We start from the raw sequence: 20654 nt of genomic DNA on the forward strand, positions 1-20654 counted from the left end.
ATGCTTCGGGGCGCATGGATCACATGCACGCCCACGACCGGAGGGGAAGCGCATGCAAGGGGCACAGGGGCGGGGGCGCCGCGGGCGCGGCGGGGGCCGCGGGCCGGTCCGCCTCACGCGGCGCGGGAAGTTCCTCGTCTGGACCGTCGGCGTCCTCGCCGTGGTGCTGGCCGGTTCGGGCGGCGCCGGAGCGTGGATCTACCGGAGCCTGGACGGGAACATCCACGCCGGCGACATCGACGGCAAGATCGGCGGGGACCGGCCGGACAACCTCAGTCCCGGGGCTCTGAACATCCTCGTCGTGGGGTCGGACAGCCGCGACGGCGCCAACGCGAAGTACGGCAAGGACCTGGACACCATGCAGTCCGACACGCTGATGGTCCTGCACCTGTCGGCCGACCGGAAGTGGGGCACGGTCGTCTCCATGCCGCGTGACTCGTGGGTGCCGATAGCGGCCTGCGACCGGGGCGACGGCACGACGTCGGCCCCGCACCGGGCGAAGATCAACGAGGCGTTCGCCATCGGGGGCATGAAGGGCGACGTCGGGGGCGCCGCAGCCTGCACCATCAGGACCATCGAGCAGAACACCGGGCTGCGGATCGACCACTTCATGTCGGTCGACTTCCAGGGCTTCAAGGGCATGGTCAACGCGGTCGACGGGATCGAGGTCTGTCCCGAGCAGGCGATGCGGGACGAGAAGGCCCATCTCGACCTGGCGGCGGGCTGCCAGACGGTGAAGGACGAGGAGGCCCTCGGCTACGTCCGCACCCGGTACAGCGTCGGCGACGGCTCCGACATCGGCCGGATAGGGCGCCAGCAGGAGTTCATGGAGGCGCTGGCCGCGAAGGCACGGAAGAAGCTGACCAGCCCGCGCGCCATGTACGGCGTGCTGGACTCGGCGACCAAGTCGGTGACGACGGATCCGAAGCTCGCCGGCATCAAGCCGCTGACCTCGCTCGCGTCGGACATCCGGGGCATCGCCTCCGACAGGCTGGTCTTCCTCACGGTGCCGAACTACCCGCGTGAGCTCGACGTCCCGACGGACAAGGCGAACATTTCCTGGCAGTACCCGCAGGCACAGGACCTCTTCACCGCCCTGGCCAGGGACGAGGAGGTCGACAAGGACCGGCTGACGACACCGGCGCCCCTGGCCGCGCGGACCATCAGCGTGCAGGCGCTCAACGGCACGGGTGAGGCCGGCGCGGCCGGCCGGGCCGCGGAACAGCTGCGCCTCGCGGGCTATTCGGTCGCCGGGACCGGTAACGCCGGGGAGTCGGCCGGGAAGACCACGGTGACCTGCCCCCCGGGCCTCGAGGAGCAGGCGCGCGCGGTGGCACAGCGGCTGCGCAAGCCGGTGAAGCCCCGGGCGGACGCGGAGGCGGCACCCGGGGTGGTCACGCTCACGATCGGCACGGACTTCGAGGGGGTACGCGGCTGACACGGACGCGAAGGGCGGGGGAAGCCGCCTTGCCGGCGCCCTTCCCCGCCCCGCGTCCGCGGCTGCGCCACCCGCTCACGCCAGGCCGAGCGACCTCAGTACGCGCCGCTGACGGGCGGACGGCGAAGCCGGCCAGTAGACGTAGCAGACACCGCCCGTGCCGCTCCTGACGGCGCCGTTCGCGTCGTAGCGCTTGGTCCTGAGCCAGATATTTTCCCACTCGCGCCTGGCGTAGACGTGGCGCACCGCGTCGTTGTCCGGGGACGCGGGGTCGTTGGCGATGATGTCGCCGTCGGCCGTGAAGCCGATGACCGTCATCAGGTGGCCCGACGTCCCGTAACCGGCGCCCGTCAGTTCGCCCTTGAGGAAGGACTGTGACGTTATGACCGGAATACCGGCGTCGACCAGCTTCTCCAGTCCGGCCAGCGAGTCGAGGCGCGTGACGGCCGCGCTCATGTCCTTGTACGTCGACGCGTAGGCGGCGTTGAAGGGCCAGTTGCCGCATCCGTCGTACTGGTAGTCGAAGGTGTAGCGCGCCGCGTGGCAGACCTGCGGATCGTCGAGGCCGGGCTTGACCCAGGCGAGGTCCTCGGCGGTGGGGCGCCGCCCCCAGTACTCGATGATCATCTGCGAGGAGGTGGGGCTGCACCAGGCCTCGCCGCCGTTGTCGTACTCCGGGTACTGCCCGACGTGGACGTTCTGCGAGTAGCGCGGCACCGCCAGTTCGCGGACGACGCCGGGTGTCGTGGCGGGGACCGTGAAGCGGTCCGGGACGTCCGAGGCCATGGCCCCGATGCGGTGGACCGTGGGGGTGAGACGGGTGCCGGGGGTCCGGTACAGGGTGAGCCGCAGACGGTACGAGACGAGACGCAGCCCGCTCGCCGCGTCGTCCACCGAGAAGGTGTCGGTCCAGACGGTGCTCTTCCCGTCCGTCTGGTCGTCGACGGAGGTGCGCCGGATGTCGGTGTCGGCCGAGGCCCAGCGCCCCATGACGTACCAGGGGGTGTCGGTCCCGTCGGAGTAGCGCCCGCGCAGCTCGGTCTGGATCCAGGTGCCCTCGGGGGTGTGGGCGTTCCAGGACGCGATCACCTCGGTGGCGGGGACGTCGGAGCGGTGGACCGGAGAGGTCCAGGTCGCGTATTCCCAGCTGCTGGTGGTGCCGGTGTGCGGGTCTGCGTAGTCGGTACGTCCGAGGGGGGCCGCGATCTCCAGGCCGGCCCGGCGGCCGGCGACGGCCCGGGTGCCGGCCCGCGAGCCGGAACGCCAGTCGGTGTACGTCGTCCAGAAACGGTTGTCCACGAGCGAGGCTGCCGCCGGGGAGGAGGAGGTACGGGAGACTGCGGCGCTCGCCGGGCCGGCGGAGGCGACGGCGCCTGCCCCGGCCGCGAGCGCGGCGGTGAGCACGGTCCTGCGTGAAGTCGGTCTGGTCATGGCGAGACCCCCGGTCGTGGGCGGATTGGGGCTGCGGGTGCCGATCGGTGGGGCAACTATCGCGGGTCGGGACCGGATCAGGCCAGTGATTCGGTCCGCGCCGCGAAACCAATATTGGTCTGGTCCACTGGCGTGACCTGCGCATGCTCAAGTCCGGACGGCCGGCCCTCGTAGGGTGGAGGCATGAACGATCTGGCGGCCCGCGCGCGGGGGCTTCGCTCCCTCCCGCCGTCCTGCGGGCCCGTGCGGCTGATCGCGGTCGACGGACACGCGGGCTCCGGCAAGAGCACGTTCGCCGGCCGCCTGGCAGAGGCACTGGGGGACGCTCCCGTGCTCCACCTGGACGACCTGGCCAGCCATGACGAGCTGTTCGCGTGGACGGACCGCCTGCGGACGCAGGTGCTCGAACCGTTCTCGCGGGGCGAGTCGGCGCGGTACGCCCCTTACGACTGGACGGCCCGCCGGTTCGGCGCGCCGCGGGCACTGGCCCCCGCCCCCGTGGTGCTGATCGAGGGGGTGGGGGCGGGCCGCGCGGCGGTGCGTCCGTTCCTCGCGCAGCTGCTGTGGATCGAGGGGGACCGCGAGGCGTCCTGGGAGCAGGGCCGGCTTCGCGACGGACCCGGGCTCGCCGCGTTCTGGGACGGATGGACGGCCGCGGAGCTGCGCCACTTCGCTGACGACCCCTCATATCCCTTCGCCGACACGGTCGTCCGGCGCACATCCACGGGGTACGCGTGGCTGAAAGGTCCTCGCGCGACTGCGGGGACGAGTCGGATCGTCACGGAGGGTGAGCGCTGAGCTCCACCCGTCCGGCCGGTCCGAAAAGCCCCGGGAACTGCGCCGACACCGCTTGACCGGGGGCCCGTACAGGTCTTACGTTCTCGATGTCGGCTCCCCGGAGCCCCCGCAGACGCGAAGCCCCCGGCCGTTCCCCCGTGACCGGGGGCTTCGTCCTGCCCGTGGACACCGCCGAACGGCCCCCGTTGATCACCGTCGGTCACGGCTCCGAAGTGCCGATCATGCCCTTAGCCGCTCACTCCCTGTACCGGTACGATGCGTCTCGGTGTGGTCAATTCCCTTCTCCGACACGGTGATTAGGCGCCCTGCGCTGGGCATGCTGTGCGGGCGGGACATTCTGGGGGCACGGTTTGTGGGGGACCTGATGGACATCGGCGCACAGGGGCTGCAGACCCCGGCCGACCTCGCCTGGCTGCGTGGGGTGGATGCCTACACCATGGGCGCGTATCCCCAGGCCGAGGAGGAGTTCCGCACCGCCGTGCGCCTCGATCCCGGCATGGCGGACGGCTGGCTCGGCCTGCACGCCCTGCGGATCGACACCACGACGGCGCTCCTGCGCATGTACCGCCACCGGGAGCGCTTCGGCGAGCAGCGCACCCGTCACCGCCGCACGCTCAACTCCTGGTACTGGCTGGGCTGGTGGGTGCAGCCCGTGCTGGAGAGCGCCCGGGACCTGCTGCTGGCCCACGCGTCGCACTGGCTCGACGGCCGTCACGTCCCCGAGCTGGACCGCGCGTTGGCCGGGCTGCCGCCCGTCGACACCGATCCCCAGGTCCGGTTCCTGCACGCCTGCCGGTCCTATCTGGTCAAGGACTGGGAGCAGCTCGTGCGGACCACGGAGCAGCTCGTCGACGATCCGCTGCTCGGGATCGAGTCGGGGCTCTTCGGCGGCATGGCCCGGGTGCGCCTGGAGATGTACGGGCAGGCGGAACCCCTTCTGTCGGCCGCCCTCATGCGGTGCCGCAGCGAGCAGCCGCAGCGCAAGGAACTTCGTTACTGGCTGGCGCGGGCCCACGAGGGCACAGGGCGCAGCGCGGCGGCCCTTCCGCTGTACCGGGCTGTCCACCGCGTCGACCCGGCGTTCATGGACACCTCGGCCAGACTCGCGGCGATCTCCGAGGGGGACGGTTACGACGAGGCCGTGGATCTCGCCGCCGTCTCCCTGGCCGGCTTCGGTTCGGACGGTACGGCGGTGGAGGGCCGGCCGGACGGGGACATGGTGCTCGACACGGACCTGTCCGAGGGCCGGGAGTCCTGGCTCGGCGGGGATCCGCAGCCCCTGGCCGGGGCCCCGCTGCCCGTGCCCGCGCCCGGCGGGACGCGGCGCAGGGCCGGGCCGGCACGGACCGCGGTGTTCCCGGCCGGTCCCAGCGATCCGGCCCTGCTCGCCGAGGCGCTCGCGGAACTGGAGCGGATGGTCGGGCTGGAGCCCGTGAAGCGCCAGGTCAAGGCGCTGTCCGCGCAGTTGAACATGGCGCGGCTGCGCGCCGAGCAGGGCCTGCCCGTCCAGCCGCCGAAGCGCCACTTCGTGTTCTCCGGGCCGTCCGGGACGGGCAAGACGACCGTCGCCCGCATCCTGGGCAGGGTGTTCTACGCCCTCGGTCTTCTCGGTGGGGACCACCTGGTGGAGGCCCAGCGCTCCGACCTGGTGGGCGAGTTCCTGGGACAGACGGCCGTGAAGGCCAACGAGCTGATCGACTCCGCGCTCGGCGGGGTGCTGTTCGTCGACGAGGCCTACAGCCTCTCCAACTCCGGTTACAGCAAGGGCGACGCGTACGGCGACGAGGCTCTGCAGGTCCTCCTCAAGCGTGCCGAGGACAACAGGGACCACCTGGTCGTCATCCTCGCCGGCTACCCCGAGGGCATGGACAGGCTGCTCTCCACCAACCCGGGGCTGTCCTCCCGTTTCACCACGCGCGTCGACTTCCCGAGCTACCGCCCCCTCGAACTCACCGCGATCGGCGGGGTGCTGGCAGCCGAGAACGGCGACGCGTGGGACGAGGAGTCACTGGACGAGCTGCGCAGCATCAGCGGTCACGTGACCGACCAGGGCTGGATCGACGAGCTCGGCAACGGCCGCTTCCTGCGCACCCTGTACGAGAAGAGTTGCGCCTACCGTGATCTGCGGCTGTCCGGTTACACGGCCGCGCCGACCCGGGACGACCTGGCCACCCTGCGGCTGCCGGACCTGATGCAGGCCTACGGCGAGGTGCTCTCGGGCCGGGGGCCGGTGGACCGGGGTACCCAGGAGCCCGGGACGCTGTAGGGCGCCGGACTCGCCGGCGGGCTGCCGCAGGGGGCCGCCCGCCGGCGTACCGGCTCAGCCCGCCGTGGGCGCCATGGCCTTCGGCGCCTCGACGGTCCGGCGGGGCACCGAGACGTGGTGGGCGGGGTCGCGGACCTCACCCACCAGCATCTCCAGGACGTCCTCCATGGCGACGAGGCCGAGCACCCTGCCCGAGGCGTCCGCGACCTGCGCCAGGTGCGTGGCCGCGCGGCGCATGACCGTCAGGGCGTCGTCCAGCGGGAGCTCGGCCCGCACGGTCGCCATCGGGCGCCAGATCTGCTGGGGAACGGCACGCTCGCCGTCCTCCAGCTCCAGGACGTCCTTGACGTGCAGGTAGCCCATGAAGGGGCCGCCGCCCTCGGCGCACACCGGGAAGCGGGAGTAGCCGGTCCTGACGGTCAGCTCCTCGATCCGGCGCGGGGTGACCGACGGGTCCACCGTCACCAGGGACGCACGGTCGAGCATGACGTCGGTGACCTGCCGGCTGCCCAGCTCCAGGGCGTCCTCCAGACGTTCCTGGGCCTCGGGCTCCAGGAGCCCTGCGAGGCCCGAGTCCTCGACGAGACGGTTGAGCTGTTCGCTGGTGAAGACCGCCTCGACCTCGTCCTTGGGCTCGACCTTGAAGAGCCTGAGCACGAGACGGGCGCACGCCCCGAGCGCCGAGGTGACCGGCCGGCACAGCCGGGCGAAACCGACCAGGCCGGGGCTGAGCCACATCGCGGTCTTCTCGGGGGCGGCCATCGCCAGGTTCTTCGGGACCATCTCGCCGATGACGAGGTGGAGGAAGACCACGGAGACGAGGGCGAGGGCGAAGCCGAGCGGGTGCACGAAGCCCTCGGGCACGTGGGCCGCGTGGAAGACCGGCTCCAGGAGGTGCGCCACGGTCGGCTCGGCGACGGCGCCGAGCGTGAGGGAGCAGACGGTGATGCCGAACTGGGCCGCGGCCATCATCTGCGGCAGGTTCTCCAGGCCGTACACGACCTGTCTGGCCCGGCTCGACCCGGCCGCGGCGAGCGGCTCGACCTGGCTGCGCCGCACGGAGACGAGCGCGAACTCCGCGCCGACGAAGAAGCCGTTCGCCAGCACGAGCAGGCCCGCGAAGACGAGCTGTACGAGACTCATCGCACGGCCTCCAGCATGTCCTGGGAGAGCCGTCCGGCCGTGTGCGGTATGTCGGTCAGCCGGACGAACCTCACGCGCTCGGCGCGGTAGTGGCCGACCTGACGGACGGAGATCCGCCAGCCGGGCAGTTCCGCCCGGTCCCCCGGGGCGGGGATGCGTCCCAGCAGGTCGGCGATCAGTCCCGCCACGGTCTCGTACGGTCCTTCGGGTACGTCGAGGCCTATCGAGTGCAGGGTCAGGACCCTGCAGCTGCCCTCCACGTCCCAGCCGGGCCGGCCGTCGTCGGCGACGACGGGGGTGAGCTGGGGGCGGTCCGCGCCTTCGGCGTCGTGCTCGTCCCTCACCTCTCCCACCAGCTCCTCGATGATGTCCTCGAGGGTGACGACGCCCGCGGTACCGCCGTACTCGTCGACCACGACGGCGATCGGCTGCTCACTGCGCAGCCGCTGGAGCAGCTGTTCGACCGGCAGTGTCTCCGGTACGAGGAGCGGCGGCACGGCGACGCGGCCGACGGGGGTCCGCAGCCGGTCCGGGGCGGGGACCGCGAGGGCGTTCTTGAGGTGGACCATGCCGACGACCTCGTCGATGCGGTCCCGGTACACGGGGAAGCGGGACAGTCCAGTAGCCCTGGTGAGGTTGAGGACGTCCGCGGCGGTCGCCGTCGACTGCAGCGCGCTGACCTTCACCCGTGGGGTCATGACGTGCTGCGCGGTGAGACCGGCGAGGGACAGGGTCCGCACGAAGAGGTCGGCGGTGTCCTGTTCCAGGGCGCCGGCCTCGGCGGAGTGCCGGGCCAGGGAGACCAGTTCGCCCGGGGTCCGGGCGGAGGCCAGTTCGTCGGTGGGTTCGACGCCCAGCAGCCGCACCAGCCGGTTCGCGACCGTGTTCAGCACGGTGATCACGGGCCGCAGGAGGGCGGAGAAGCGGTGCTGGGGGCCGGCGACGAAGCGGGCGACCTGGAGCGGCCGCGAGACCGCCCAGTTCTTCGGCACGAGTTCACCGATCACCATCTGGACGGCGGAGGCGAAGATCATGCCGGTGACCACGCTCACTCCGGGGACCACTCCCGCGGGCAGGCCCGTGGAGGTGAGGGGCCCGGCGAGCAGCTGGGCGAGCGCCGGTTCCGCCAGCATGCCCACGACCAGTGAGGTGATGGTGATGCCGAGCTGGGTGCCGGACAGCTGGAAGGAGAGTTCGCGCAGGGCGGCGACGACGGTGCGCGCCCGGCGGTCGCCCTCGGCGGCGGCGCGCTCGGCGTCCGGCCGGTCCACGGTGACGAGACCGAATTCGGCCGCCACGAAGAATCCGTTGGCGAGGATGAGGAGGAATGCCGCGAGGAGCAGCAACAGGGGGGTTGTCATGCCGCCGCCTCCGGGGAGGGGGCGGCGCAGGTACTACCGGACGATCCGTCCATTGCTGGAGGGAGTCACTCCTTGGGTCGCAGGAATGTGCCCCGCGGGGCCCGAAGGGCCTTCAGGTGCGGGGCGGCGGCGCACCCGGTGCACCGCCGCCATCCAGAATAATCGGGATCCGGCCGCGTGGGGCAGGGGGCTCAGCCGTTCCGAGTGGCGTCGTTCACTCCGCTGCCGTGGAACTCGACGAGGGCGCGGAGTGCGCGGGCGTCCCGGATGGCCTGTTCCCGGGCGATCCCCGGCTGGATGCCGAGGGCGGGCATGCTGGTGCCGTCGCCGATGTCGAGGAACACCCACGGGTCACCCGCGCGCAGGTTGACGCGGACGATCTCCGCCCACGCCAGCCGGCGCGTACGCGTGATGTTGACGACCGTGACTCCGGTCTCGTCGGCGGTGACGCGCGGGCGGCTCAGCAGGGCCAGGACGCCGAAGAAGAGCAGGGCGACGAAGACGAAGCTGGCCCGCTCCCCCGGCCCGAGGCTCTCCAGGATCATCGCGACGGCGGTGATGACGACGAACATCGCCGCTCCCACGGTCAGCAGGACGACCCGGGTGCGGGTCGGCCTGAAGGTGGCCGGGAGTTCGGGGAGTCCGGGAGAAGCGGGCGGGGAGGCGGACATCGCGGCGCTGCCTTCCTTCGGTTGTGCCGTCGTGCGGGCCGTCAGAGGCGGCAGGCGTGGATGGCGGTCGTGAGGATGGCGCGGGCGCCCAGTTCGTACAGGTCGTCCATGATCCGCTGGGCCTCCTTGGCCGCGACCATGGAACGGACCGCGACCCAGCCCTCGTGGTGCAGCGGCGAGATGGTCGGCGACTCCAGCCCCGGGGTGAGGGCGACCGCCCGCTCCAGGTGCTCGACCCGGCAGTCGTAGTCCATCATCACGTAGCTGCGCGCCACCAGGACGCCCTGCAGGCGGCGCAGGAACTGCTGCACCTTGGGGTCGTCGCCGGGGGCGCCCTTGCGGCGGATCACCACGGCTTCCGACTTCATGATCGGTTCACCGATGATCTCGAGGCCGGCGTTGCGCATGCTCGTGCCGGTCTCGACGACATCGGCGATGATCTGCGCGACCCCGAGCTCGATGGCGGTCTCGACGGCGCCGTCGAGGTGGACGACCGAGGCCTTCACGCCCTCGTCGGCGAGGTGCTTGGCCACGATGCCCTCGTAGGACGTGGCGATCGTCATGCCGTCGAAGTCCTGGGGGCCGGTGGCCGTGCCGGGCTTCGTGGCGTAGCGGAAGGTGGAACGGGCGAAGCCGAGCTGGAGGATCTCCTCGGCGTCGGCCCCGGAGTCCAGCAGCAGGTCACGGCCGGTGATGCCGATGTCCAGCCGCCCGGAGCTGACGTAGATCGCGATGTCCCGCGGCCTCAGGTAGAAGAACTCGACCTCGTTCGTGGGGTCGACGAGGACCAGTTCCTTGGACTCCTTGCGCTGCCGGTAGCCCGCCTCATGGAGCATCGCCATCGCAGGCCCGGAGATTGCACCCTTGTTGGGGACGGCGATGCGCAGCATGAGGTCAGGTTTCCTTTGTGCGGAGGGAGTTCCGGGGACGTGCGGGGTGTGCTCAGAGGTGGGCGTAGACGTCGTCGAGCGAGATCCCGCGGGCGACCATCATCACCTGGACGTGGTACAGCAGTTGCGAGATCTCCTCGGCGGCGGCTTCCTTGCCCTCGTATTCGGCGGCCATCCAGACCTCGGCGGCCTCCTCGACGACCTTCTTGCCGATGGCATGCACTCCCTTGTCCACCAGCTCGGCGGTGCGGGAGGTGGAGGGGTCGCCGTCGGCGGCCTTGAGCTGGAGCTCGGCGAAGAGCTCTTCGAAGGTTTTGTTCGCCATGATGGTCCCTAGAATACGGGGTCCCCGGGCGCTGCTCAGCGCCAGGGTTCGCTCACGGTGCGCAGCGTGGCCGCGGTGGCGACGGCCGCGGTGACCGCTTCGTGCCCCTTGTCCTCGTTGGACCCCTCGAGCCCGGCCCGGTCCAGGGCCTGCTCCTCGTTGTCACACGTGAGGACGCCGAAGCCCACGGGGACCCCGGTGTCGACGGTGACCTGCGTGAGGCCGTTGGTGACGCCCTGCGACACGTACTCGAAGTGCGGGGTGCCGCCGCGGATGATGACGCCGAGGGCGACGATCGCGTCGTAGCCCCGTCCGGCGAGCACCTTGGCGACCACCGGGAGCTCGAAGCTGCCGGGGACCCGGAGCAGTGTCGGCTCGTCGATCCCGAGGTCGTGGAGGGCACGCAGAGCCCCGTCCACGAGTCCGTCCATCACCTTCTCGTGCCACTGGGCCGCGATCACCGCGACCCTGAGGTCGCCGCAGTTGCGTACGGACAGTTCGGGTGCGCCCTTGCCGCTCATGTCTCTCCTGTGTGTTCGTTCGGTTCTTACTGGTTGCCGCAGGCCGACGCCGTGGTGGCGTCGAGCCAGGGCAGGTCGTGCCCCATCCGGTCCCGCTTGGTGCGCAGGTACCGCAGGTTGTGCTCCCCGGCCTTGACGGGCATGGGCTCGCGTCCGGTGATCCGGAGTCCGTGCCGCACGAGCGCGGCGGTCTTGTCCGGGTTGTTGGTCATCAGCCGGAGGCTGCGGACGCCGAGGTCGCTCAGGATCTGGGCGCCCGCCGCGTAGTCCCGGGCGTCGGCGGGCAGGCCGAGTTCCAGGTTGGCGTCGAGCGTGTCGGAACCGCGCTCCTGGAGTTCGTACGCCCGCAGCTTGGACAGCAGTCCGATGCCGCGGCCCTCGTGTCCGCGCAGGTACACGACGACCCCGCGGCCCTCGGCCGTGACACGCTCCATGGAGGCGTGCAGCTGGGGTCCGCAGTCGCAGCGCTGCGACTGGAAGATGTCGCCCGTCAGGCATTCCGAGTGGACCCGGACGAGGACGTCCTCGCCGTCGCCGATGTCGCCGTGCACCAGTGCCACGTGCTCGACGCCGTCGGCGATGGAGCGGTAGCCGTACGCGGTGAACTGCCCGAACGTGGTGGGCAGTCGGACCTCGGCCTCGCGGCGGACGGTCGGCTCGGAGGTGCGCCGGTAGGCGACCAGGTCCTCGATGGAGATGATCGTGAGGCCGTGCTTGCGCGCGAAGGGGATGAGTTCGGGCAGGCGCAGCATCACGCCGTCCTCACCCGCGATCTCCACGATCGCGCCGGCGGGACGCAGTCCGGCGAGCCGGGCGAGGTCGACGGCCGCCTCGGTGTGCCCGTTGCGGACGAGCACGCCTCCGGCCTTCGCGCGGAGCGGGAAGACGTGACCGGGGCGCACGAAGTCGCCGGGGCCGGCCTTGCCGTCCGCGAGCATCCGGAGGGTGGTGGCGCGGTCGGCCGCCGAGATCCCGGTGGTCACCCCGTGGGCCGCCGAGGCGTCCACGGAGACCGTGAAGGCGGTCTGCATCGACTCGGTGTTGTGGGCGACCATCTGCGGGAGTTCGAGGCGTTCGAGCTCGTCGGTCTCCATGGGTGCGCAGATCAGGCCGCGGCACTCGCTCATCATGAAGGCGACGATCTCGGGGGTCGCCTTCTCGGCGGCGATGACGAGGTCGCCCTCGTTCTCACGGTTCTCGTCGTCGACGACCACGACGGGCCGTCCGGCGGCGATGTCGCGGATCGCCTGTTCGACGGGGTCCAGCGAGAGGTCTTCGAGGGTGTGGTCGTGCAACCAGGTGGGCTGGGCAGTCATGCCGTGGCTCCTTCCAGAGCGGGTGTCCGCGTACGCAGCCACCAGTCGCGCATGCCCCACAGGACGAGGGCGCCGTAGACGACGTAGATGAGACCGGAGAAGGCGAGTCCGCTGTGGAAGTTCAGCGGGACGCCGACGAGATCGACGAGCAGCCAGGCGAACCAGAACTCGACCATGCCGCGGGCCTGGGCGAGCATCGCCACGAGGGTGCCGGCGAAGATGTACGCGTCGGCCCACGGACTCCAGGAGAGGGACGGGAAGGCCGTGAACAGTCCGCCGACGGCCAGGGTGCCGGCGGCAGCTCCGCCGGCGAGGTACGCGCGCTCGCGCCAGGTGGCGAAGCGCACGGCGATGGAACCGTCCTGCGCCTTCTGCCTGCCGCGGGTCCACTGCCGCCATCCCCAGACGGCGACGGCGACGACGATCAGCTGCTTGCCGACGCTGCCCGCCTGGTGGACGGACACGTTGGCGGCGACCAGCACGGCACCGGACAGGAGTTGGGCGGGCCAGGTCCACACCGAGCGGAGCCAGCCGAGGGCCAGGGCGATCAGGCCGATGGTGTTGCCGAGCATGTCGGACCAGATGATGCGCTGCCCGAAGGCGGTGAACGCCTCCGAGTCCAACCAGTCCACCGCGCTCATGAGACCGGCTCCCCGGGCTCCGGCGGTGTGCTCGTGCCGAGCAGCCGCTCGACGTACTTCGCGAGGACGTCCACTTCGAGGTTGACCGGGTCACCGGGCTGCTTGAAGCCCAGCGTGGTCAGTCCGAGGGTGGTGGGGATGAGGCTGATGGTGAAGTGGTCGGAGCCCGCGTCGACGACCGTGAGGCTGACGCCGTCGACCGTGATCGAGCCCTTCTCCACCACGTAGCGGGTCAGGTCGCCGGGCAGGGAGATCTTCACGAGCTCCCAGTGCTCGGAGGGCGTCCGCTCGACGATGTGCCCGGTGCCGTCCACGTGGCCCTGGACGATGTGTCCGCCGAGCCGGCCGCCGAGCGCCATGGGGCGTTCGAGGTTGACCCGGGAGCCGGTGGCCAGCGCGCCGAGGCTGGAGCGCTTCAGCGTCTCGGCCATGACGTCGGCGGTGAACTCGCCGTCCCCGGTCTCCACGACGGTGAGGCAGACGCCGTTCACCGCGATGGAGTCGCCGTGCTTGGCGTCCTCGGTGACCACGGGGCCGCGCAGCCGGAAGCGGGAGGCGTCGCCGAGCGTCTCGACGGCGGTGATCTCACCCAGTTCTTCGACAATTCCGGTGAACACTCAGTTTCCCTTCCGAGCAGGGGCGGGGACGGCGGTGACGCGTACGTCGGGACCGAGACGGACTGTCTCCGTCACATCGAGGCGCAACGCCTGGGAGAGGGTGGAGATTCCGGCGTCGGCGAGAGCGGAGGGGCCCGCGCCGAGGAGGACCGGGGCGAGATAGCCGACAACGGTGTCGACGGCTCCCGCGGAGACAAAGGATCCGGCGAGGACCGGGCCGCCCTCCAGGAGCACGGAGCGGACGCCCCGCGCGTGGAGGGCCGCGAGCAGGGCCTCGACGTCGAGGCCGGGACCGGCCTCGGCACGGGGCAGGCGCAGCACGTTCCCGGCGGGGAGGTGGTCCGTCGCGGCGTCGTCGGCGACGGCGATCAGGGTGGGCGCGGTCGCGTCGAGGACGCGGGCTCCGGGCCGTACCGCGGTGGCGCCGGTGTCGACGACCACGCGGAGCGGCTGGGTGGCGCCCTCGATGCCGCGTACGGCCAGCTGCGGGTCGTCGCTCCGCGCGGTGCCGGAGCCGACCACGACGGCGTCGGCCTCGGCGCGCAGCCGGTGGACGTCGGCGCGGGATTCGGGGGAGCTGATCCAGCGGCTGGTGGAGTCGGCGGCGGCGACCCGCCCGTCGAGCGTCGCCGCGTACTTCCACAGGACGTACGGGCGGCCCAGGCGCACCGAGGTGAGCCAGGCGATGTTGACGGCCTCCGCCTCTTCGGCGAGGAGCCCCTGCTCCACCTCGACGCCCGCGGCGCGCAGGGTGTCCGCGCCGCCCGTGGCCTGCGGGTTCGGGTCTGCGACCGCGTAGACGACGCGCCGGACGCCGGCCTCGATCAGCGCCTGGGCACAGGGGCCGGTGCGTCCGGTGTGGTTGCACGGTTCGAGGGTGACGTACGCGGTGCCGCCACGAGCCCTCTCGCCGGCCTCACGCAGGGCGTGGATCTCGGCGTGCGGCCCTCCGGCGCGCTCGTGGAAGCCTTCGCCCACCTTCTCACCGGCGGCGTCCAGGATGACGCTCCCGACGACCGGGTTGGGGCTGGTGGCGCCGAGTCCGCGTGCGGCGAGTGCGACAGCGCGCCGCATGGCGGTGTGTTCGGCCGTGGTGGCCACCGGGTTCTCCTGCCTCTTGGGGCACGAACTCCGGGGCCTGTCGATGACGACAGAGAAACGGAACGCAACAGGGGGACGCCGGAAACCGATGACGGGGACACGGTCTCCCGGATGAACGGGGAAAACGCGTCCGCCTACGGCGGCGTACCTGTGACGGCCCGCCGCGCACTGCCTCCCATCCGGACTTTAACCGTCGGTCCAGGAATCCCACCTGGTCAACCGGCCGCTGGATGCGGACGGGTCGCGGACTATAACCGCCGGTTCGGAATTGCACCGACCCCGGAGTGCGCTGCTACTGGTACACAACACATTGTGCCACGAAGTACCTTCACCCATACGGGCGCCCTCTGTGCAACAGCTCACAGGGGGAGCCCGGCGGCTTTCCGGGCGGTCGGGGCCCCGGGGGCGAAGAGGGCGTCCTGGGCGGCCTCACGGGCGGCGAAGAGGGCACCGCGCAGCACCGCGCCGCCACCCAGCGTCCCGGCCCTCACCTCCGTGGGCAGCGGCGACATCCGGGCCAGGCGGTCCTCGACCCGGGCGGCGAGCGCCCGGCCGCCGGCGAGGCCGACCTCGCCCGCGAGGACGAGGCACCCGGGGTCGAGCACGGAGACGACGGAGGCTGCGCCGAGTGCGAGGCCGTCGGCGAGCGCGTCGAGGAACACCTCGGCGTCCCCGCCGCCGGCCCGGAGTGCGGCCCGGACGGCGAAGGCGGCGGCGGGGTCCTGCTCCTGGCCGCCGCCCGCCGGAGGGCTCCACGCCCTGATGCCGTGCTCCGCGGCGAGCGCGCAGATCGCGCCGGACCCCGCCAACGAGTGAAATCCGCCGTCGCAGTTGACGGCGGAGGGGATTCCCCGTGTTCCGGGCACCGGCATGAAGCCGATCTCGCCCGCTCCTCCCGAGGCACCCCGGCGCAGCCGCCCGTCGAGCATGACGGCGGCACCGACACCGTGGCCCAGCCAGAGCAGCACGAACGTGTCCCGGTCCCGGGCCGCGCCGATGCGGTGTTCGGCGACGGCGGCGAGGTTGGTCTCGTTCTCGACGAGGACGGTCGCGGACAGCCGCCGCTGGAGTTCCTTGACCAGGCCCCGGTGCCAGGCGGGGAGCCCGGCGGTCTCCCTGAGTTCACCGGTGACGGGGTCGACGAGGCCGGGGGCGCCGATGCCGACGCTGTGCAGCGGTGCCGTGCCGGCGGTTCTCGCGACGTGTTCCACCATGGCGGCGGCCAGCTCCACGGCGGACTGCGTGCCCGTGTCGCTGCCGATCGGCAGGGTGGCCTCGGCGAGCGTGACACCGAGCAGGTCGGCCACGGCGACGGCCACGCTGTCCGTACGCACGTCGAGGGCGGCCAGATGGGCCCGGTCCGCGACGATCCCGTACAACCGGGCGTTCGGTCCCCGGCGGTCGGATCCGCTCTCCCCGACGACCGTGACCAGACCGGCGTCCTGCAACCGCTCCACCAGGTCGGCGACCGTGGGACGGGAGAGGCCGGTCATGGTCTTGAGCTGCGTGGCCGTCAGCGGGCCGTCCTGCTGGAGCAGTCGCAGGGCGAGCCGGTCGTTGATGGCCCGGGCGGTGCTCGGGGATGCGGGCATGCCGGGATCCTTCCAGATCGCTGCCGCCCCGCTTCCGTGGGGTTATTTATCAGGCAGGGTTCCTGATAGTTTACGGGCCGCACCGCGCGACGGGCGCCGTCAGGACGGCGCCCGAGCGATTTCCCAGGGGAGGGCCACGGCGCATGACAAAGGATTCAGCGGTCCCGGTCTTCGGCGCGGAGAAGGTCAGACGGGCCAGGTACGCCGTGGCCGCGGTCTTCGCCGTGCACGGGGCGGTGACCGGCAGCTTCGCGACCCGCGTCCCGTGGATCCAGGACCACGCGGCCGTGAGCGCGGGCCAGCTCGGTCTCGCCCTCGCCTTCCCCGCCATCGGCGCCTCGCTGGCCATGCCGCTGGCCGGCAGCGTCAGCCACCGCTTCGGCGCACGCACCGCCCTGCGCGGCCTGCTGGCCCTGTGGACCCTGGCGCTGATCCTGCCCGCGCTCGCCCCGAACCTGCTCACCCTCTGCGCGGCGCTGTTCGTCTACGGCGCCACCGCGGGGATGTCGGACGTGGCGATGAACGCGCTCGGCGTGGAGGTGGAGAACCGGCTCGACAAGTCGATCATGTCCGGGCTGCACGGCATGTGGAGTGCTGGGGCCCTGGTCGGCTCGGCGGCCGGCACCGTCGCGGCACACATCGGGACGGACGCCCGGCTGCACCACACCCTGGCCGCGCTGGTCCTCACCGTGCTCGGCCTCGCCGCCTGTCAGGGCGTGCTCGACCTGCGCAGCGAGCCGGACGAGGAACCGCCGCCGCGCTTCACCCTGCCGCCCAGGTCCGCGCTGATCATCGGCGCCGTCGGCTTCTGCGCGGTGTTCGCCGAAGGGGCCAGCCTGGACTGGTCGGCCGTCTACCTCCGGGACATCATGGGCAGTTCCGCCGGACTCGCCGCGGCCTCGACCACGGCATTCGCCCTGACCATGGCCGTGGCCCGCATCGCCGGGGACCGGATCGTCGACCGGTTCGGCGCGGTGCGCACCGCACGGGCCGGCGGTTTCCTGGCCACCGCCGGGGGGCTGCTCGTGGTCCTGGCGTCCGGACCGGCCCTGGCCCTCTGCGGCTTCGGGCTGATCGGTCTCGGCGTGGCGGTCGTCGTGCCGCTCGCCTTCGCCGCGGCCGGCCGCAGCGGCACGAATCCGAGCCGCGCCATCGCGGGGGTCGCCACCATCACCTACACCTCGGGGCTCATCGCGCCGTCCGCCATCGGTTCGCTCGCCGAGGCGACCTCGCTGATCGTGTCCTTCGGGCTGGTGACGGTGCTGGCGTTCGGACTGGTCCTGGGCGCCGGCGTGCTGCGGGCGGGCGACCGCAAGGTCACCCAGGGCGGCGTGGCGCGGCCCGCTCCGAGCAGCAGCCCGGCCGGCGGCTGACCTCCCGCGGCGCGCTGCCCCGGGAGAGCGGCGGCGCGGGGCCCGTGCGGGCTCCGCGCCGGCACCGCCACGGGGCCCCGCCACGAAGCCGGGGCCGTGCGGCACTAGGGTGACTCTGATCTTTTCCGCGGGTGGACCCATCGGGCGCACCGAAACAACCGATCAGGAGCGACCATGGGCCTCGGCGTGCGCTGGACCTTGCACGGCGACGGGAAGACGCCCGCACCGGGGGCCGTGGTACGCCCCGACGAGCGGCTCTCCTGGCCCCGCACGTTCGGTCTCGGCGCCCAGCACGTCGTCGCCATGTTCGGTGCGTCGTTCGTCGCGCCCGTCCTGATGGGCCTGGACCCGAACCTCGCGATCATGATGTCCGGTGTCGCGACCGCCATCTTCCTGCTCGCCACGCGCGGCAGGGTCCCCAGCTACCTGGGCTGCTCGCTCTCCTTCGTGGGCGTCGCCGCGACGATCCGCGCGAGTGGCGGCACCAGCGCGACCGTCACCGGCGCCATCCTCGTGGTCGGTGCCGTGCTGTTCCTGGTGGGCCTCGTCGTGCAGCGGTTCGGCGCGCGGATCATCCACGCGGCCATGCCTCCCGTGGTGACCGGCGCCGTGGTCATGCTCATCGGTTTCAACCTGGCTCCCGTCACCGCGTCGACGTACTGGCCGCAGGACCAGTGGACCGCCCTGCTGGTGATGCTGTTCACCGGTCTGGCCGTGGTCTGCCTGCGCGGGTTCTTCTCCCGTATCGCGATCTTCCTCGGCCTGGTCTTCGGATACGTGCTGTCGTGGGTGCTCGACCTGGTCTTCGGGAAGATCCACTCCCCGGCGGGCGGCGGCGAGGCCGTCGACCACTGGCGGCTGGACCTGTCCGCCGTGGCGCACGCCGACTGGATCGGGCTGCCCGACTTCCACGGCCCGAGCTTCGAGTGGTCGGCGATCCTCGTCGCCCTGCCGGTCGTGATCGCCCTGATCGCCGAGAACGCCGGGCACGTGAAGGCTGTCGGCGAGATGACCGGTGAGACCCTGGACGACAAGCTGGGCACCGCCATCGCGGCGGACGGGGCCGCCTCGGTGCTGTCCACGGCCGTCGGCGGTCCGCCCAACACCACCTACTCCGAGAACATCGGGGTCATGGCGGCGACCAGGGTCTACTCCACGGCCGCCTACTGGGCCGCCGCGTCCTTCGCACTGCTCTTCGGCCTCTGCCCCAAGTTCGGCGCGGTCGTCGCGGCGATCCCCGGTGGCGTGCTCGGCGGCATCACCGTCATCCTCTACGGCATGATCGGCCTGCTGGGCGCCCAGATCTGGCTGAACGCCGGGGTCGACCTGCGCAATCCGCTCAACCTCGTGCCGGCCGCCGCGGGCATCATCATCGGCGTCGGCGGCGTCAGCCTGAAGATCGGCGACAACTTCGAGCTGGGCGGCATCGCGCTCGGCACCCTGGTCGTGATCACCGGCTACCACGCGCTGCGCGCCTTCGCCCCGGCCCATCTGAAGACGCAGGAGCCCCTGCTGGACTCCGGTACGTCCCAGTACGACGACGAGCGGCCGGCCGGGACGTCCTGACCGGCGTCCCGTCTACCCGCCGGTGGCCAGCTCGTAGGCGTAGCCGGGCGTGAACGAGCCGGCGGAGCCCTTGCAGCCGTCGGACTCGCCCGGGAGCTTCACCCAGAGGTAGGCGTCGATCCCGGCCTGGCCGGTGTCCGTCGTCGGGGTCCTGCCGAGCGCCCGGCCCGCCGGGTCGCACCACTCGCCGGCGGCCGGGGCCCCGTTGCCGTTGCGGCTCGTGTCGATGACGGCACCCAGGTTCTCGCCGCCGAGCGCGGCGAGGACCTTGCGGGCGTACGCCGTCTCGTCGGCCGTGCTGTGGAAGTTGGACACGTTGGTGAAGACGCCGTCCCCGTCCGAGGCCGCCCCCGCCTCCCGCAGTGCGGCGGCCTGCTTCGCGGCGGAGTGCCAGCCGGAATGGCCCCCGTCGAAGTAGACCTTGGTGCGCGCGCCGGCGGCGTGCAGGGTACGGGCGGCCCGCGCGAGGGACGCGAAACGGTCGGCCCGCCGAGCTGCCGAGAGGCAGTTGGAGAGGGCGATCGCATCGGGTTCCAGGATGACGATCACGGGCCCGGAGCCCAGCCCCGCAGCGAAGTCCGCCATCCACGCGTCGTACGCGGCCGGGCCGGGCGCCCCTCCCTCGGAGGCCCCGCCGCAGTCCCGGTCGGGGATCGCGTAGGGCACCAGGACGGGCGTGCGGCCCGCGGCGGCGGCCGCCGACGTCACGTTCCGGACCTGGCGCGTCACCGCCCCCGGGTTGTACGAGGGGAACCAGACGGCGGCGGGCTGCGCCGCGATCCGGGACTCGATGAGCGGGCGCCGCGGGTCGTCCCGGTGGGCGTCCACCCAGTCCAGTACCTGCGACTCGGGGTGCCGGTAGAGCGCACCGGGCGTCCCGGCGCGGGGTGCGGGCCGCTTCGGGGCGGCCGGTGCGGTGGTCCTCCGGGCGCTCGGCGAAGGGCTCGGGGCCGCGGGCGGTGACACGGTCGCCGGGACGGACACGGAGGGGACGGGTACGGCGGGAAGGGGCTCCAGGACCGCGGACGCGTCCGTCTCGGGACGCGCGGTGCCGCGCCCGCCGTCTCCCCCGGCGGCGGCCACCACCCCGGTCGCCGCACCGGCCGCGACGACGGCCGAGGCGAACACCGCCATGGCGTGGCGCCGGGCGGCCCGCCCGTGCCGCCTCCCTCCGGTCCTGCTCTGCCCGCGTGCAGCCGACACCCTCGTTCCCTCTCCCTCGGCGCCAGGTGTGCGTACGTACCGGGGAGATCTCCGGCCCGACGGCGCCGCGGGCGAGCCTACGGTCGGGGCTCCGCGCGCAGGGGGCGATCACGCGGTTCGCGGACGGGCACGGGAGGCGGGCACGCCCCGGCAGGGCGCGCGCGGCCGGATGCCCTCGTCGCTCCGGGAACCCGCTCCCGACGGCGGCCCCGGCCCTGCGACCTGGGCCCGCGCGGCAGCGACCGTCGCCGGGGCCGCCCCCGCCTACGCCCGCTGCGGTTCGCACCGGCGGGGGCCTGGACGGCACCGGTCGCGGTTCCGCGCCGCCCGCGGTGGACACCTGCCGTAGCCCGGCTGCGTCCGCACGGGCTCCGGGAGGGGGCCTGTGGCCGTGCGGACGC

At 72.3% G+C, this 20654-nt stretch carries 18 protein-coding genes and 1 riboswitch; of the genes, 5 read left to right on the plus strand and 13 right to left on the minus strand.

Annotated elements, in window-relative coordinates:
- Positions 1-52: 52 nt before the first annotated feature.
- Positions 53-1438, plus strand: a complete 1386-nt coding sequence (locus tag OHT61_RS05175; RefSeq protein ID WP_329035431.1) for an LCP family protein — start codon at positions 53-55, stop codon at positions 1436-1438.
- 75 nt (positions 1439-1513) lie between these two features.
- Here the strand turns inward: OHT61_RS05175 and OHT61_RS05180 are convergent, their stop codons facing one another.
- Complete coding sequence (locus OHT61_RS05180) at positions 1514-2869, minus strand: peptidase C39 family protein (RefSeq protein WP_329035433.1); 1356 nt, start codon at positions 2867-2869, stop codon at positions 1514-1516.
- Between the two features lie 183 nt (positions 2870-3052).
- Between OHT61_RS05180 and OHT61_RS05185 the strand changes: the two genes are divergently transcribed.
- Positions 3053-3667 (plus strand): uridine kinase family protein, encoded by a 615-nt coding sequence (locus tag OHT61_RS05185; RefSeq protein WP_329035435.1) that lies wholly within the window; start codon positions 3053-3055, stop codon positions 3665-3667.
- Between the two features lie 364 nt (positions 3668-4031).
- Entirely contained in the window at positions 4032-5933 is a 1902-nt protein-coding gene (locus tag OHT61_RS05190) for an AAA family ATPase (RefSeq protein WP_329035437.1), read from the plus strand.
- A 54-nt stretch (positions 5934-5987) separates the two neighbouring features.
- Here the strand turns inward: OHT61_RS05190 and OHT61_RS05195 are convergent, their stop codons facing one another.
- The 11 genes from OHT61_RS05195 to OHT61_RS05245 all read right to left on the minus strand — a co-directional run bounded on the left by OHT61_RS05195 (position 5988) and on the right by OHT61_RS05245 (position 16111).
- A complete protein-coding gene (locus OHT61_RS05195; protein WP_329035439.1) occupies positions 5988-7076 on the minus strand; it encodes a hemolysin family protein in 1089 nt (362 codons plus the stop codon).
- Positions 7073-8437, minus strand: a complete 1365-nt coding sequence (locus OHT61_RS05200) for a hemolysin family protein (protein ID WP_329035440.1) — start codon at positions 8435-8437, stop codon at positions 7073-7075. Before OHT61_RS05200 ends, OHT61_RS05195 begins: the two co-directional genes overlap by 4 nt.
- 191 nt (positions 8438-8628) lie before the next feature.
- Entirely contained in the window at positions 8629-9108 is a 480-nt protein-coding gene (locus OHT61_RS05205) for a PH domain-containing protein (protein ID WP_329035442.1), read from the minus strand.
- 41 nt (positions 9109-9149) lie between these two features.
- Positions 9150-9998 carry an ATP phosphoribosyltransferase gene (gene hisG, locus OHT61_RS05210; protein WP_329035444.1) on the minus strand — a complete coding sequence of 283 codons (849 nt, stop codon included), beginning with the start codon at positions 9996-9998 and terminating at the stop codon, positions 9150-9152.
- Between the two features lie 52 nt (positions 9999-10050).
- Positions 10051-10323, minus strand: a complete 273-nt coding sequence (locus tag OHT61_RS05215; protein WP_031097852.1) for a phosphoribosyl-ATP diphosphatase — start codon at positions 10321-10323, stop codon at positions 10051-10053.
- 35 nt (positions 10324-10358) lie between these two features.
- Positions 10359-10844: a 6,7-dimethyl-8-ribityllumazine synthase gene (gene ribH / locus OHT61_RS05220; protein WP_073751806.1), complete on the minus strand. Its 486-nt coding sequence runs from the start codon at positions 10842-10844 to the stop codon at positions 10359-10361.
- A gap of 26 nt (positions 10845-10870) precedes the next feature.
- Entirely contained in the window at positions 10871-12160 is a 1290-nt protein-coding gene (locus tag OHT61_RS05225) for a bifunctional 3,4-dihydroxy-2-butanone-4-phosphate synthase/GTP cyclohydrolase II (RefSeq protein ID WP_329035448.1), read from the minus strand.
- Positions 12157-12801 carry a nicotinamide mononucleotide transporter family protein gene (locus tag OHT61_RS05230; protein WP_329035450.1) on the minus strand — a complete coding sequence of 215 codons (645 nt, stop codon included), beginning with the start codon at positions 12799-12801 and terminating at the stop codon, positions 12157-12159. Before OHT61_RS05230 ends, OHT61_RS05225 begins: the two co-directional genes overlap by 4 nt.
- Positions 12798-13418 carry a riboflavin synthase gene (locus OHT61_RS05235; RefSeq protein ID WP_329035452.1) on the minus strand — a complete coding sequence of 207 codons (621 nt, stop codon included), beginning with the start codon at positions 13416-13418 and terminating at the stop codon, positions 12798-12800. The genes OHT61_RS05230 and OHT61_RS05235 overlap by 4 nt, the downstream gene beginning before the upstream one ends.
- Positions 13419-14492: a bifunctional diaminohydroxyphosphoribosylaminopyrimidine deaminase/5-amino-6-(5-phosphoribosylamino)uracil reductase RibD gene (gene ribD / locus OHT61_RS05240; RefSeq protein WP_443049604.1), complete on the minus strand. Its 1074-nt coding sequence runs from the start codon at positions 14490-14492 to the stop codon at positions 13419-13421.
- A 188-nt stretch (positions 14493-14680) separates the two neighbouring features.
- A riboswitch (FMN riboswitch) is annotated at positions 14681-14811 on the minus strand.
- Positions 14812-14878: 67 nt separating this feature from the next.
- On the minus strand, positions 14879-16111 hold the full coding sequence (locus OHT61_RS05245; RefSeq protein WP_329035455.1) for an ROK family transcriptional regulator: 1233 nt from the start codon (positions 16109-16111) through the stop codon (positions 14879-14881).
- A gap of 143 nt (positions 16112-16254) precedes the next feature.
- Here OHT61_RS05245 and OHT61_RS05250 point away from each other — a divergent pair, with 143 nt between their 5' ends.
- Together OHT61_RS05250 and OHT61_RS05255 are read left to right on the plus strand one after the other, a co-directional pair.
- Positions 16255-17484, plus strand: a complete 1230-nt coding sequence (locus OHT61_RS05250; RefSeq protein WP_329035456.1) for an MFS transporter — start codon at positions 16255-16257, stop codon at positions 17482-17484.
- Between the two features lie 174 nt (positions 17485-17658).
- Entirely contained in the window at positions 17659-19050 is a 1392-nt protein-coding gene (locus tag OHT61_RS05255) for a uracil-xanthine permease family protein (protein ID WP_329035458.1), read from the plus strand.
- Between the two features lie 12 nt (positions 19051-19062).
- On the opposite strand, the gene OHT61_RS05260 is transcribed toward OHT61_RS05255, so the two are convergent.
- Positions 19063-20184, minus strand: a complete 1122-nt coding sequence (locus OHT61_RS05260) for a glycoside hydrolase family 6 protein (RefSeq protein WP_329043103.1) — start codon at positions 20182-20184, stop codon at positions 19063-19065.
- Between the last annotated feature and the right edge of the window lie 470 nt (positions 20185-20654).

The sequence above is a fragment of the Streptomyces sp. NBC_00178 genome (assembly GCF_036206005.1).
Classification (GTDB): domain Bacteria; phylum Actinomycetota; class Actinomycetes; order Streptomycetales; family Streptomycetaceae; genus Streptomyces.

What these genes read in the sequence shown, in the direction of transcription:
- OHT61_RS05200 (WP_329035440.1), bottom strand. Translation starts at nt 8,437, where the DNA reads ATGACAACCCCCCTGTTGCTGCTCCTCGCGGCATTCCTCCTCATCCTC.
- OHT61_RS05190 (WP_329035437.1), top strand. Translation starts at nt 4,032, where the DNA reads ATGGACATCGGCGCACAGGGGCTGCAGACCCCGGCCGACCTCGCCTGG.
- ribD (WP_443049604.1), bottom strand. Translation starts at nt 14,492, where the DNA reads ATGCGGCGCGCTGTCGCACTCGCCGCACGCGGACTCGGCGCCACCAGC.
- OHT61_RS05230 (WP_329035450.1), bottom strand. Translation starts at nt 12,801, where the DNA reads ATGAGCGCGGTGGACTGGTTGGACTCGGAGGCGTTCACCGCCTTCGGG.
- hisG (WP_329035444.1), bottom strand. Translation starts at nt 9,998, where the DNA reads ATGCTGCGCATCGCCGTCCCCAACAAGGGTGCAATCTCCGGGCCTGCG.
- OHT61_RS05180 (WP_329035433.1), bottom strand. Translation starts at nt 2,869, where the DNA reads ATGACCAGACCGACTTCACGCAGGACCGTGCTCACCGCCGCGCTCGCG.
- OHT61_RS05195 (WP_329035439.1), bottom strand. Translation starts at nt 7,076, where the DNA reads ATGAGTCTCGTACAGCTCGTCTTCGCGGGCCTGCTCGTGCTGGCGAAC.
- ribH (WP_073751806.1), bottom strand. Translation starts at nt 10,844, where the DNA reads ATGAGCGGCAAGGGCGCACCCGAACTGTCCGTACGCAACTGCGGCGAC.
- OHT61_RS05225 (WP_329035448.1), bottom strand. Translation starts at nt 12,160, where the DNA reads ATGACTGCCCAGCCCACCTGGTTGCACGACCACACCCTCGAAGACCTC.
- OHT61_RS05255 (WP_329035458.1), top strand. Translation starts at nt 17,659, where the DNA reads ATGGGCCTCGGCGTGCGCTGGACCTTGCACGGCGACGGGAAGACGCCC.
- OHT61_RS05215 (WP_031097852.1), bottom strand. Translation starts at nt 10,323, where the DNA reads ATGGCGAACAAAACCTTCGAAGAGCTCTTCGCCGAGCTCCAGCTCAAG.
- OHT61_RS05185 (WP_329035435.1), top strand. Translation starts at nt 3,053, where the DNA reads ATGAACGATCTGGCGGCCCGCGCGCGGGGGCTTCGCTCCCTCCCGCCG.
- OHT61_RS05175 (WP_329035431.1), top strand. Translation starts at nt 53, where the DNA reads ATGCAAGGGGCACAGGGGCGGGGGCGCCGCGGGCGCGGCGGGGGCCGC.
- OHT61_RS05260 (WP_329043103.1), bottom strand. Translation starts at nt 20,184, where the DNA reads ATGGCGGTGTTCGCCTCGGCCGTCGTCGCGGCCGGTGCGGCGACCGGG.
- OHT61_RS05250 (WP_329035456.1), top strand. Translation starts at nt 16,255, where the DNA reads ATGACAAAGGATTCAGCGGTCCCGGTCTTCGGCGCGGAGAAGGTCAGA.
- OHT61_RS05205 (WP_329035442.1), bottom strand. Translation starts at nt 9,108, where the DNA reads ATGTCCGCCTCCCCGCCCGCTTCTCCCGGACTCCCCGAACTCCCGGCC.
- OHT61_RS05245 (WP_329035455.1), bottom strand. Translation starts at nt 16,111, where the DNA reads ATGCCCGCATCCCCGAGCACCGCCCGGGCCATCAACGACCGGCTCGCC.